The organism is Bifidobacterium simiarum (genome assembly GCF_002802905.1).
In the GTDB taxonomy this organism is placed as follows: domain Bacteria; phylum Actinomycetota; class Actinomycetes; order Actinomycetales; family Bifidobacteriaceae; genus Galliscardovia; species Galliscardovia simiarum.
In genome coordinates this window covers 40,129-52,952 of the sequence record NZ_PEBK01000004.1, presented here as the reverse complement: position 1 = coordinate 52,952, position 12,824 = coordinate 40,129, and the positions used below count along the sequence as shown (strand labels likewise).

11 protein-coding genes are annotated in these 12,824 nt (G+C 55.1%); 5 read left to right on the top strand and 6 right to left on the bottom strand.

Going from position 1 to position 12,824, the window contains the following annotated elements; genetic code table 11:
- Positions 1-282 precede the first annotated feature (282 nt).
- Positions 283-1,608 (bottom strand): ATP-binding protein, encoded by a 1,326-nt coding sequence (locus CSQ87_RS04815; protein ID WP_100512754.1) that lies wholly within the window; start codon positions 1,606-1,608, stop codon positions 283-285.
- Positions 1,609-1,794: 186 nt separating this feature from the next.
- Entirely contained in the window at positions 1,795-2,790 is a 996-nt protein-coding gene (locus tag CSQ87_RS04810; protein WP_100512753.1) for a LacI family DNA-binding transcriptional regulator, read from the bottom strand.
- Between the two features lie 197 nt (positions 2,791-2,987).
- Here CSQ87_RS04810 and CSQ87_RS04805 point away from each other — a divergent pair, with 197 nt between their 5' ends.
- Together CSQ87_RS04805 and CSQ87_RS04800 are read left to right on the top strand one after the other, a co-directional pair.
- Positions 2,988-4,253, top strand: coding sequence for an MFS transporter (locus CSQ87_RS04805; protein ID WP_100512752.1), 1,266 nt, complete (start codon positions 2,988-2,990; stop codon positions 4,251-4,253).
- A gap of 68 nt (positions 4,254-4,321) precedes the next feature.
- A complete protein-coding gene (locus CSQ87_RS04800; RefSeq protein ID WP_100512751.1) occupies positions 4,322-5,179 on the top strand; it encodes an alpha/beta fold hydrolase in 858 nt (285 codons plus the stop codon).
- 72 nt (positions 5,180-5,251) lie between these two features.
- On the opposite strand, the gene CSQ87_RS04795 is transcribed toward CSQ87_RS04800, so the two are convergent.
- From CSQ87_RS04795 to CSQ87_RS04780, 4 genes are all read right to left on the bottom strand, one after another.
- Positions 5,252-6,091, bottom strand: coding sequence for an L-ribulose-5-phosphate 3-epimerase (locus CSQ87_RS04795; protein ID WP_100512750.1), 840 nt, complete (start codon positions 6,089-6,091; stop codon positions 5,252-5,254).
- 131 nt (positions 6,092-6,222) lie between these two features.
- Entirely contained in the window at positions 6,223-7,182 is a 960-nt protein-coding gene (locus CSQ87_RS04790) for a sugar kinase (RefSeq protein WP_100512749.1), read from the bottom strand.
- Positions 7,183-7,260: 78 nt separating this feature from the next.
- Positions 7,261-7,908: an orotidine 5'-phosphate decarboxylase / HUMPS family protein gene (locus tag CSQ87_RS04785; RefSeq protein WP_100512748.1), complete on the bottom strand. Its 648-nt coding sequence runs from the start codon at positions 7,906-7,908 to the stop codon at positions 7,261-7,263.
- Positions 7,905-8,837 (bottom strand): phosphotriesterase family protein, encoded by a 933-nt coding sequence (locus tag CSQ87_RS04780; RefSeq protein WP_100512747.1) that lies wholly within the window; start codon positions 8,835-8,837, stop codon positions 7,905-7,907. Before CSQ87_RS04780 ends, CSQ87_RS04785 begins: the two co-directional genes overlap by 4 nt.
- 221 nt (positions 8,838-9,058) lie before the next feature.
- On the opposite strand from CSQ87_RS04780, the gene CSQ87_RS04775 reads away from it, so the two are divergent.
- From CSQ87_RS04775 to CSQ87_RS04765, 3 genes are all read left to right on the top strand, one after another.
- Positions 9,059-10,117 (top strand): sugar-binding transcriptional regulator, encoded by a 1,059-nt coding sequence (locus CSQ87_RS04775; protein WP_100512746.1) that lies wholly within the window; start codon positions 9,059-9,061, stop codon positions 10,115-10,117.
- Positions 10,118-10,546: 429 nt separating this feature from the next.
- Complete coding sequence (locus CSQ87_RS04770) at positions 10,547-11,209, top strand: L-ribulose-5-phosphate 4-epimerase (protein ID WP_100512745.1); 663 nt, start codon at positions 10,547-10,549, stop codon at positions 11,207-11,209.
- A 94-nt stretch (positions 11,210-11,303) separates the two neighbouring features.
- Complete coding sequence (locus tag CSQ87_RS04765) at positions 11,304-12,671, top strand: MFS transporter (protein WP_100512744.1); 1,368 nt, start codon at positions 11,304-11,306, stop codon at positions 12,669-12,671.
- Positions 12,672-12,824: the final 153 nt, after the last annotated feature.

The following is a 12,824-nucleotide window of genomic DNA, read 5'->3' as shown; positions in this document are numbered from 1 at the left end:
CACCTCTATCTCATCCTCAGCCGCCGCATCGTACTCGACTGCCGCATCGTGCTCAGCCGCCGCATCGTGCTCAGCCACCGCAGCGTAAAACCAGACGTCAGTATAGTGACGATGGCATAACGCCACTCAGTTTCCGCTTATCGTAATGCCGTTTGCGGGCAGTAATGGCGATGGCGAACCGCTTTCACCCGACAGCGCCGGCCGCGATGTTGGGATAAGCCGTCAGAAGGTAGCACACTGAGACATCAACACTTCGAAGCCCAATGGCATGAGTACCCCGTGTCACAGAACATCAGCGGTAATGCAAAACGCAGCATATAGCGGAACGCTGAATGTATTGTTGTCGAAACCGAAATTCTTTGCCGAGATTCGTATGGCATACGGAGCATCCGCCTTTTGCATAAAACGACCCAGACTGGTAGCTCGCACGTTATCCCCGGATTTAACCTCGATGGGCACCACTCGCCCCATACCAGTCTGAGCGATGAATTCGATCTCGTACTGTCGGCCTTCACCTGAAGTCCAGTAATAGGTCGGAACCTCGTTAGAAGCCAGCGCCTGCATCACATAGTTTTCCGCCAAAGCACCTCGGAATCGGGCAGACAGCTGCGCCCTCATATCATCGGACAGCCAGGCAGAAGCATTCAGCGCGTATCGGCTGAACAACAGACCCGTATCGGTCATATACACCTTGAAGAACGAACCACATCCTCTGGCTTCCAAAGGTGCAGACATATCGTTGGTCTGTTCATTAAGCACGATCAGACCCGCAGCTTCCAACCATGCCAGCGGAAGACGATACTGCCGTTCACGTCCGCCTTTTCTCACATCCGCATACTTGAACTTGCGCGTAGTCTCGCGTGCCAACTGCTTGGGGATGCTTTGCCATACAGCCTGAGTAGCGACTACGGTCTCCTCAGGCGCATACAACGCAATATCGGCAGTATACGTACTATCAATATCCACCTGCGCGGTACGCACATCCGCAAAATCACCGGTCTTGCAATACGTATTGACCACTGCGGGAAGTCCTCCGGTAACTACATAGCGACGATATTGGTCCATCGCCATTTCGTGGAGGCTGAAGGATGTCCGAGAATTGAAATGACTCCGAATCTCCTCGGTAAGCCGCTGATTACCGGAGGCCCACAGCCATTCCTCGAAATCCAGTGGATGAAGGACCACCTGATGCACGTCACTGGGAAATGGCAACGTGCGATTACGCAATGTCACTCCGAGCTGAGATCCGGATGCAATGACCCGATAACCACTGGATGCGAAGAAGCGCAGTGAATTTAGAGCCGATTCGCAGAGTTGAATCTCATCGAATGCAATCAGCGTTGTCTCCCGACGAATGGGCTTACCTAGGTATGCGGAAAGATCCGCCACGATCCCTTCGATGTCTGCCGTGTTGCTGAACATGGCCGAAAGCTGTGCAAGATCGGTTTGGAAATCACAGTATGCAAAATTCTCCTCACCGAATCTTCTGGCCCCCAGCTGTTTGATGCTGTAGGTCTTGCCAACCCGTCGAGCACCGCGAAGAAGCAATGGAGCCGAAGACTTCTTAGACGCCCAATGGTCTAATACCCCGTCGATTTTGCGCTTCATGAGACCTCCGAGAGGGATCTTTGCCACTTTTTAACGTAAAAAAGTGTATCACTATGCCACTTTTTAACGTAAAAAAGTGGCATGCGCTTCGGGATGCAAACGAAATGGCCACGATCCGAAGACCGTGGCCATGCATTATGGGAGAAGGAAGGAAACGACGTCAGCTCAGTTCCTGCTGCTAGAGCCTTAGGCGGATTCGCGACGGACGACCCAGAGATCGAGGCCGAGATCCGGATCGACTTCGGCGGTTCGGCCTTCATAGGCGGCGACGATCTGTGGCGTATAGATGTCGGCGAAATTATTCCGATAATTCACGCTGGTCAGCGAAGGACTGAGATACCGGCCAAGGTACAGATCATCGACACCGATCACCCGCATCTGCCTGGGCACCTCGATGCCAGCCGATTTCGCGGCACCAAGTAAGGCGGCCGCATAATCATCGTTGAAGGCGCACACCGCTTCAACATCCAGATCACGCATGCGTTCGATGGCCGCTTTCAGCGCGACTTCACTCAGATCAACGGATTCACAGGCGGTCAGGCTCAGCCCGGCCGCTTCGACCGTTTCCCGGGCACCCAGCAGTCGGTCGGCGGAGATATCGGCTCCAAGATGGTCGGACGTACCCAGATAGGCAATGCGCGTTACCCCGGATTCCAGCAGATAGGCCGCCTGAGTCACCCCGACGTCATGCTGGAAGCGACGCCATGGAGTGTCGAGATCGTTGCCCGACCGTGACATATACACTTCCGCCACCGGGATGTTCAATCGATCCAACAAACGCAGATCGTTCGATTGCAACGGGAAAAACGGTGCGACCACGCCGGGATTCAGCTCCGACAGCAGTTGCCGCAGCGAAGTGGTCGAGCCGGCGGAACGAGAGAACACACAGGTGAATCCTTTCTCATCCAGCTGCCGGCTCAATCCGCCCCAGAGTTCATCCGCACGACCGGACGGCATCCATCCCGGAGCCAAGCACAGTACGATACGACTCCGGCCACGCCTGAGCTGCCGGGCCACCGCGGATGGCACGAATCCCAATTCATTGGCGGCATCGAGCACTTTGTGCCGAGTTTTCTCGGGAATGGAGTCGTCCCGACCATTCATCACCAAGCTGACAGTGGTACGGGAGACTCCGGCCAGATCGGCCACATCCTGACTTTTGACCTTCTTGCCGAATGCCATACGCACCTTTCCGACAGACGACTCACGCCGTGTTGACAAAACCTCAGACCAGTATAGAATTCCTTACTAACACGATTTACTAACTCGATTCAGTAACTCGTTTCATGGAGGAAGCGAGAGCATGGGCCGCCAAGAGATGCGGAAGAGACGGTCGATCGTGTGCATCATTCGGTTTCCACTGACCAAAGGAGATCATCATGGCCGAAGCCACCCCGGCATCGGGCGTCACCCGAACCCAGCCGAGCGTCATCCGAATCCTGACATTGCTGCTTCCCTCGATCATTGCGCTGTACGGCGTATATCAGGCCATCAATCAGGTGCTGTTACCCGCCCAGATCACTGCCATCGACCCGACCAACAAAGTGCATGACACCGCCATGGCCTCATTGGTCGAATCGGTGATCGGCACGATCATCCTGCCCATCGGCGCCGCGATCTCCGACCGCACACGCACCCGCATCGGCCGCCGCGCCCCGTGGCTGCTGTTCTCCGCCATCGGCACGGCCATCGCCTGCGTGGTGATGGGTATCGCCAACACCATTCCGCTGGTCATCCTCATGGCGGGCGTCGTCTGGTTCTTCGCCAACTGGTACCAGGGCGTGATCTACGCCGTCATCCCCGACCGCATTCCCGAGGAACACCGCGGCGTGGCCTCATCCGTCACCGGTCTGGGACTGCCGTTCGGCATTTTGATCTTCGTCAACATCGCATCCCGCACCAGCCAGCTCGGCGGCTACGCCGTCGTCGGCGCATTCATCGTCATCATCACGCTGCTGTTCTGCTTCCTCGTGCCGGACACCTCATCGGTTGACATGCCACGACCGCAGGCCGCCAAGCGAGTGAGCTTCTCCATCTCCGGCATCGGACACTTCTTCTCCGCGTTCCTGCACCGCGATTTCACGATGGCGTTCCTCTCCCGCTTCTCGTTTTTCTTCGCGTTCTTCGGCATCTCGAACTTCACGTACTTCATCCTCAGCGATTTCGTCGGAACCCAGAACGTACCCGGAGGCAATGTCGCAGCCGGCGTGGCCACGATGTCAACCATCTCCACCGTTTCGCAGATCATCGCAATCATCGTCTTCGGCAAGGTGGCTGATATGCTCAACCGCCGCAAGCTGGTGGTGGCACTGTCGTCCATCGTGTACATGATCGCCTTCATCATTCCGCTGGTCTCTCCCAGCTGGCCCGCGATCCTGATCTTCGCCGGCGTCAGCGGCGCGGCATCCGGCGTCTACTTCGCCGTCGATATCGCCGTGATGTCGCTGGTCCTGCCCAGTAAGCAGGACGAAGGCCGCGATCTCGGCATTCTCGCCATCGCCACTTCCGTTCCGGCGGCGGTCGCACCGCTGTTCGCCTCCATGCTGATCAACGCCACCGGCACCTACGCCTCGGTGTTCGTCTTCGGCATCGTCACGGCCCTGCTCGGCGGCGTGTTCGCCTTCCTCATCAAGGCGATCAAGTGACGGCACACTAGCAAAACCCTCCTTCACCTCTGCAAAACCACCATCATCAGAAAAGAAAGGCAAACACCATGCCATACGCACACAACGGCGACGTCTCCCTGTACTACGAGGAATACGGTCCGTCCGACGGCCCCACCCTGCTCATGATCGAGGGATACACCGCTCAGCTGGTCGGCTGGGAAATGGGCTTCGTCCGCAAGCTCAACGAACAGGGAATCCGCACGATTCTCATGGACAACCGAGACGTCGGCCTTTCCAGCCAGCTCGGCGCTCCCGAACAGACCGGCAAATGCTATTCCCTGGCGGATATGGCGGCTGACGTCGCCGCCGTGGCCTCGGATGCCGGTGCGGAGCAGTTCCACGTCATGGGCGAATCGATGGGCGGCATGATCACGCAGCAGGTCATCACCGACTATGCGGATCGGGTGAAGTCCGCGATCATCATGTTCACGGTTCCGGAATATGCGGCACAGTGGATGGCCTCTCCGGAATCCGCGGAATCGGGGTCCTCCGAGGGACTGGATTATGCCGAGACCCGCGATGAGGCCATTGACATGTTCGTCTCGCGCGAGCGCGCATGCCATGTGGGATCGGCCTATGTGTTCAACGAGGATTGGGCGCGCGAACTGGGTGGCATCACCTACGATCGCTGCTATCGCCCGGACGGCTGGCGACGACAGAACGCCGCCATCGCGGATTTCCGCATCGATCAGGACAAGCTGGCCGCATTCGACAAGCCGACCGCCGTGATCCACGGCCGAAAGGACCCGTTCTTCAGCCCCAAGGCCGGCGAGTATATCGCCGATCTGCTCGGCGGCGAGCTGCATCTCTACTCCGGCATGGCGCACGAAGTGCCCGAACCGCTGTGGGATGAGTTCGCCGGCATCATCGCCCGCACCGTCGCCGCCGGCGAGGATCGCGACTGACCATTATTTGCTCAGAAGGTGGGGTCCGATCCAATACCCGAACATGGGCACGGATCCGGCCCCACCTTGTTTTTACTCCCAGAGACCATAGGTACGTAACTTCGCCTCAATGAACTCTTTGGCTATACGACATTCGCGATCAGCATCAGTATCCTCATTCCACATCTCAATCATCATTCGACCGGACCACCGCTGAGCCTTCAGTTCCATGAAAGCCGCTCCAAAATCAGCAATCCCTTGGCCAAATGGAACTTTACGAGGCTTGCCGGGAAGCACATCTTTAACATGAATCGCAGCGACGTGTCCTTTAACGGCCTGTAAATCGTCACGCACATCACGGAAATTGAACGCTGAATTGCCCACATCCGGATAAGCTTGCAACCATGGAGAGCTGACTTCCTTCAGGATTCTGTTCAACTCATGAAGATCAGTAATGTCCTCACCGTCCACGTTCTCGATTCCCAGCATCACACCTTGCTGTGCTGCGTATTGCACGCCATCTCTCAGATTCTTCAGGAATCGCTCACGGCATCCGTGATCATGCGGTTCATAGAACGTGTAGTATCCTGCCAGCTGAACTAAGGAAGAACCAACTGCCTTAGCAAAATCGATAGATCGGAATAAAATTTCGCGCCCCTTTTCCTCCTTTTCCGAATCAGGGGACCCCAAAGCATATCGACGATGCGCCGAGAGACATACTCCTCCGATCATCACCCCGCTTCTCTTCGCTTCAGCTCCGATCTCGCGAACGAAATCCATATCCATGGACAAACGAGACAATCTTTCGTCACTCTCATCAATGGAGATGTCCATGAAGTCAAACCCCAGATCATGGACCTGAGAGAACCGTTCCTTCCAACTTGCAGTAGGTGTCAGTGCTTTTTCATAAATACCTAAAGATATCGATTGCATGATTACCTTTCATTCCGCCGCTTCCACGCGGCAAAAAACAGGGCCGGACGGCCATGGAAAACCGTTCGGCCCTGCAATAACCGATCACAGAAAACGTCTTATGTTATTGTCAATACCTGATCAGTAACAGATCATCGCTCCAAAGAGGAATGAGGATTCTTAACCAGAGAGTCCAGTTCATCAACGGTGATGGTCACCTGCTCACCATAATGGCTCAGAGCCAGTCCTGCCACGTTGACACCATACTTCAGGCAGTCCTCCGCGTTGCCGTTCAGCCACGAATGCAGTACACCTGCCGCAAGGCCGTCACCTGCACCGAGACGATCTAGGATCTCCACCGGAGCAGCATCCTCATGCATACGCTTGCCATCAATCAGGCCTTCGGCTCCCTTGGCGCCGTTGGACATCACAATCCATGAAGCCTGGGAAATCTCTCGAAGAGCTTCCAGTCCCTCATCCTCATCAGCTACCGTCTTAACTAGCAGATTGACATCATCTCGCTTGCAGAACAGGATATCTGCCTGCTCGATGAACGGTCGCACCACCTTGGCGGCCTCTTCAACCTCCCACAGGTTATGACGGTAATTCACGTCGAAGGCAACAGGCACGCCCGCGGCATGGGCCTTCTCGTTGGCCACTTCCAAGATCTTGCGAACGGTCGGAGACAGCGGCAGAGTCAGGCCAGACAGCAACAGCAAGCGGGTATCAAGCAGGGCATCCCAATCGATATCATCCACCGTCATGTTGCAGAATGCCGTATTCGCTCGGTCGAACATCACCTTAGTCGGCAGCGGCGGCTTGGAATATTCCACATAATAGGTACCGATTCGCGCCCCCGGTACGCGCTTGACATGGCTAAGGTCAACACCGAACCCTTTGTACTGGAATTCAACGCGACGGCCCAGCGCGGAATCCGGCAATGCGGAGAACCAAGAGGTATTCCAATTCAGACATCCGAGGGCACACAGCACATTCGCCTCTGTGCCGGCAATCTGGATACCGAAAGTTCTTGCTCGCTGAATCCTATGTCCCAGTGGAGAAGACAGCCTAATCCCGCCCTCACCGATAGACGTTACATCATATGACACCATTGTCGTTCCTTACTTTTTGTATTTACCCTGTCTGCATCAGACAGCTTCATTGCTTTCGTCATCAGATCGACGGCGAGATTACTTCATGGAATTCAGAACATCCCTGATTTCCCGAGCCGCTGCAAGCGGATCGTCTGCCTTGGTAATGGCGCTGCCCACCACGGCGATGTCGAATGGGCATCCATCAAACAGCCGCAGAGTCTCACGATTCAGCCCCCCGGCAAGTGTAACCTTCACTCCGGAATCCGAAACCAATGCATGCAGGCGATTCAGTTGTGTTCGAACGTCTTCGTTCTCCGCTTCATCGCAACGGTTGCGGTGAACGATAAACACTTGAGCTCCGGCTTCGATGAACGAATGAATTTCTTCATCCGACCACCCGTCGTAGAGTTCCACCTCCACGCCGCCACCGAATTCCTCAGCGACTTCGCAGGCTGATGTCACTACGTCGAGGCCACTTTCTCCGACCACCGACACACGGTCCGCTCCCGCTTTGAAACACATCCGGGCAAATTTGCCGCCAGCACGAGCAATCCGAATATCGGTCAGAAGATCTTTGTCCGGGAACACAGCACGGAGCTCTCGCGCCGAACCCAGACCCTGAGCCAAGCACAATACCGTACCATCTTCGATGATATCCACCGCATCGGCGGCCGCCGTCGCCGCCTTGAGGGCGACGGCGGTATCGTCGATGTCAAGCGCTAGCTGAAGCAGTTTCCCACTCATTCCGGATCTCGCATCTCGTAGAACTTCTGGGGATTGGCGTACATGAAGTCGTGCACCGTCTGCTCATCGAAACCTTCGTCGATCAGACGCGGCAGGAACACATCCTTGATGTAGTTGAAACCAGGGCCGAAACCGTACACCTTGTGGTGGGAGCGACGCCCCATGTCGTTGCACATCATCAACTTGGAAGCATAGCCTTCATCGACAAGATGCTTCAGCAGATCCACACGCATCGAATCCGGATAGTACTTGGCCTTGCCGGGGCCATCGTAAATCAGCGAGCAGCCGGTCTCCAGCATCTTGCGGTGGTACCACAGATCCGGATTACGATCGACGTGAGCCACGGCAAAGCGTGAAGTGTCGAAATCCTCGTCCTGCACGATCTTCAGGATCTCCAGTCCCATGGTACCGATGGTGGTATGGGCGTGAACCGAAACCCCGGTTTTCTTGGCAGCACGGCAGGCAGCACGAATCACCTTTTCCTCGCCGGGAGTGATATGCAGGTAAGCAGTGCCACACTTGATCCAACCAGCCTTGATATCGGTACCATCCATACCGACGGTGATATCCTTTACCATCTCATCGACCACACGTTCAATGTCCCAGTCCCCGAGATCGTCAGGCATACCGTGTTCCTGACAGATATAGCCCGTGCAGGCCACAACATTGACCCCGGTGGCCTCCGAAGCATATTTCATGCCAACTGCATCTCGACCCCAAGTCTTCGGCGTGGCTTCGACCAGAGTACCGCCACCGTCAGCCTTGTACTCGCGCAGCATCGCCACGGCCTTGGAGTAGGAATTGAGAAGGTGATCCTCCTCCACCTTGGATCCATGCCCCTGCGGACAAGTGAGGATATGCTCATGCGGCATCGTATAGCCCATATCCTTAACGTCAATATCTCCCAGCACTGTCTGTACACGTCCCATGAACACTCCTTTGTGAATATGTGAATTTTGATTTGCACGTTTGTGCTATTTGAAGAATATCGCTGGTATGGTTATATGTCAATTAGACAATGCACAAATGTGCAAAACAGCAGGCAAAACCGTTGTTTTGCACCCGACTCGCCGCATGATATCCACCCAGCTCCCTGTCGTGTCATAGGGGGGGGGGCGACTGCCGCAGAATACTCGAAAAGGAGGAGATCATGGCAAGCATCACCGGACGCCAACCCCGAATCATCAGTCAAAAACCCAAGAAAACCAACGTCTTCGACCCCACCAGACAACCCGCCGTTGATATACTTGTTCGGATGAAGAGCGCACAGTTGAACCGCCTGTATTCCGTGGCGAAAATGTACTACGAGGATCATCTCAATCAGAACGAAATAGCTCGTCGTCTCGGAGTTTCGCGCACTTCCATCTCCCGAATGCTCAATGATGCACAAAAGCATGGCATTCTCACGATCACCGTCAACCCTCCACTACTGCAAGAAACGGAACTTGCCGAAGAAATCCGAAGCACATTCGGGATTGAACATGTAGTGGTTGTTCCCGCCATGGATTCGGAACAGGACACGTTGAAAGCCGTGGGACATGTAGCGGCAGTCAAGCTTGTCGAAATTCTGCATCCCGGAATGTCTCTTTCCATGACCTGGGGACGAGCCATAGCGGAAATCGTCAACGAAATGCCGGACAACAACTTGGAAAATATCCACGTCACCACCATGGTCGGAGCCATAGGTGGCATGCAGCCTGAACTTGATGGTCCCGACCTTGCCCGCCGTATGTCCAAAGCCCTGCATGGCACTTACGAGTACATTAACGCTCCGGCAGTCGTAATCACCGGCGGGGTACGCGACCAACTCATCTCCACCGTGCAGATCCACAACGTACTTGACAAGGCGGCATCATCAGACGTCATGGTCTATGGCGTCGGAACACTTGACGACCCGCATTCCTCTCTGAACCAAGCCGGATATATTTCCGAACAGGAACAACACCTGTATCAGGCTCAAGGAGGCGTCGGCCACCTTAATGCCCGTATCATCGATGCAAACGGCAACGAAGTGGAAGAATTCAACAAACGAGTGGTCTCCATCCCCCTGGCCGCTCTGGCCTCAGCGGCATGCTCAATGTGCGTAGTGGCGGGAGTTGCCAAAGCTCCCACATTGAGAGCCATCCTGCGACGTCAGTTCACCAATTATCTGATCGTGGACTCTCGATGCGCGGCGGCCATGCTTGCAGATACCACAGCATGCCGCTGAAATATTGTTGACGCATAATCGTATTGATTTTTCTAACTAGATCGCCTTCGCCCCCTCCTCAATCGGGAAAGAGCGTAACCAAGTTGGCCCCAACACGGCCAACAATCACTTATGCCGCGCATAAGACGCGCAACACGCATATGAGCGTTTTTTCATAGGAAATTTTTCTTTCTTCCTCTAATCCGTGGTTTTCCAATCGATTACGGTACTTTTACCTAAGCTATATTCGCTATTCGAATAGTACTTTTTCACATTTTCAAATGGACAAATTCACATAATAAGGTTACAGTGTGTTCATACATCCCGATGAAGGGAGGTATTGGAAACGGCGGACCGATGTCCAACTGACATCGGACCAATCCATCGCTCGCATCAACGCAATCCGATCCATTCACCATGCCAATCAGAGACAGAAGGAGAAGCCAATATATGCTTGAACAACTCAAAGAAACCGTCTGCGCAGCCAACAAGGCGCTGCCAGAAGCAGGGCTAGTGGCCGGAACCTCGGGAAACGCCTCACAGAGAGACCCGGAGACCGGATTGATCGCCATCAAGCCTTCCGGGGTCAGCTTTCGGGATCTCACCCCCGACGACATCGTCATCGTTGACGAGAACGGCAAGCTGGTCGAAGGTAAACTCAAGCCATCAGTAGATACCGCGAGTCACTGTTATGTTTATCGCGCCAGAAAAGACGTGGGCGGCATTGTACACACTCATTCTCGGTATGCCACCGTTTTTGCCATCCGAGGCGAAGACATCCCCGTACTGACCACACTGGCCGCAGATCTTTATGGGAAGCCTATTCCGGTAACCGGATATGCCACCATCGGCGGCGAAGCCATTGGCGAGGAGATCGTCAGACATATCGGAGACGGCAGTGCCGTACTGCTACGTAATCATGGCGTATTCACCATTGGAAGAGATGCCGCACAGGCCGTACGTTCCGCAACCTATGTAGAGGAGACAGCCGAAGTCTCGTATCTCTCCATGGTACTCGGCCCAGTCCAGCCCCTAGATCCCTCTGCCATCGAAGAGGCACGCACCTGGTATCTGAAGGAATACGGTCAGAAACCCGTAGGTTCCGGAGCCTGACCGACATCACCAGCGTCTCTGCTGATCAACGTCATTCGCGACCACTCCCTTAATCATCATTCACATTAACCATTCATCTACAACGGAGTAGAACATGAGTACATCCATCCCAGTCACCCAACAGATCGACAACCATCCCCTCACTCGCAACCAACGATCACTGATCGGCCTCGCCATCGTAGGCAATATCTCGGAATTCTTCGATATGTTCCTCATCGGATTCGTCATCGAACTGTTGATGAAGGATCAATCCTGGCAGCTCACCGGATTCCAGTCGGGAATCGTACTTGCCGGCGCCGGTGTTGGCACCGTCATCGGATCGATTCTCTGGGGACGTCTAGCCGACCGATTCGGCCGTAAGCACGCCTATGTATGGTGCATTATCGTCCTGATTGTTTTTACCGCGGCATCGCTGTTCACTCCCAATGATGGATGGCTGTTTCTCACCGTGATGCGTATTGGCGTCGGCATCGGCGTCGGCGGTCTGAGTATCACCAGTATCCCGTTCGTACAGGAATTCGTCCCCGCTAAGCAGCGCGGACTGCTTTCCGGACTCACCGCTGTGTTCATTCCTCTGGGCATCTTCCTTGGCGGTCTTGCTACCCGAACTCTTGGCGGAGCCATCGGCTGGCGTGGATTGATGGCGCTCGGCTGCATCCCGATCATTCTGGTTATCTGGGCACATTTCGTCCCTGAATCCCCGCGTTACCTCCAGTCTCAGGGCCGCGCCGACGAGGCGCGCAAGGCTTACGCTTGGGCCATGCAGATCCCTGTCGAAGAAGTTGGGGAACTCCCGGTCGTCGAGCACACCAAGAATGCGTCCTACTCCCTGATCCTGAAGAAGTACCCGAAGTCTCTGGCTATCGTAACTATTGGTTCCTTCTGCTTCATCGCTGGTTCGTTCACTGTGCAGTCCTGGGGTCAGGCCATTCTCGGCCAGTCGTTCAAGTTCGACACGGCCACCGTTTCCACACTGTTCATGATCGTTTCTCTGGGTGATCTTCTCGGCCGCCTCGGATCCGCATGGATCTCGGACCGTATTGGCCGCCGCTGGACCATGTTCATCTGCGGTGTTGTCGGCGGTATCGGCTGCTTGATTGCTGCGTTCGCGGCACATAGCGCCGCAGGATCCTCTTCACTGCACTCCGCAGGCATGCTGTTCTACGTCGGTATCTTCATCGTCATGACCTTCGGCGACGGCGCATTCGGCGTGCTCAACCCGTTCGGTGGCGAGCAGTTCCCGAATGAGGCACGCTCCACCGGCCTTGGTCTTGGTTACGGAATCGGCGCTACCGCAAAAATCTTCGGACCGTTTGTTGTCGGCATGCTCATCGGCGGCGGTTCCCCCACTGCGGAAGTGGTCTTCATGCCGTTCTGCGTCTTCGCCGGTCTGCTGTTCCTCGGCGCCATCACCTACATGTTCGCCAAAGAAACAGCAAAGAAGGAGCTGGAAGAGATCTAAGGACTGCCCCCTACAACTCCGTCCTGTATTGGATGTGGGTGTCGTTGCACACGGCACCCGCATCCACATGAAAATCCCTCAAAAAACCATCTCTAATCATCATCACAAAATCAATTCCACTAGTCGCACAACGCCATCACAGAAAGAACAATA

Bases quoted from the DNA above. Each gene is read 5' to 3' on its own strand.
- CSQ87_RS04765 (WP_100512744.1), top strand. From the start codon at position 11,304: ATGAGTACATCCATCCCAGTCACCCAACAGATCGACAACCATCCCCTC.
- CSQ87_RS04785 (WP_100512748.1), bottom strand. From the start codon at position 7,908: ATGAGTGGGAAACTGCTTCAGCTAGCGCTTGACATCGACGATACCGCC.
- CSQ87_RS04770 (WP_100512745.1), top strand. From the start codon at position 10,547: ATGCTTGAACAACTCAAAGAAACCGTCTGCGCAGCCAACAAGGCGCTG.
- CSQ87_RS04810 (WP_100512753.1), bottom strand. From the start codon at position 2,790: ATGGCATTCGGCAAGAAGGTCAAAAGTCAGGATGTGGCCGATCTGGCC.
- CSQ87_RS04795 (WP_100512750.1), bottom strand. From the start codon at position 6,091: ATGCAATCGATATCTTTAGGTATTTATGAAAAAGCACTGACACCTACT.
- CSQ87_RS04775 (WP_100512746.1), top strand. From the start codon at position 9,059: ATGGCAAGCATCACCGGACGCCAACCCCGAATCATCAGTCAAAAACCC.
- CSQ87_RS04790 (WP_100512749.1), bottom strand. From the start codon at position 7,182: ATGGTGTCATATGATGTAACGTCTATCGGTGAGGGCGGGATTAGGCTG.
- CSQ87_RS04800 (WP_100512751.1), top strand. From the start codon at position 4,322: ATGCCATACGCACACAACGGCGACGTCTCCCTGTACTACGAGGAATAC.
- CSQ87_RS04815 (WP_100512754.1), bottom strand. From the start codon at position 1,608: ATGAAGCGCAAAATCGACGGGGTATTAGACCATTGGGCGTCTAAGAAG.
- CSQ87_RS04805 (WP_100512752.1), top strand. From the start codon at position 2,988: ATGGCCGAAGCCACCCCGGCATCGGGCGTCACCCGAACCCAGCCGAGC.
- CSQ87_RS04780 (WP_100512747.1), bottom strand. From the start codon at position 8,837: ATGGGACGTGTACAGACAGTGCTGGGAGATATTGACGTTAAGGATATG.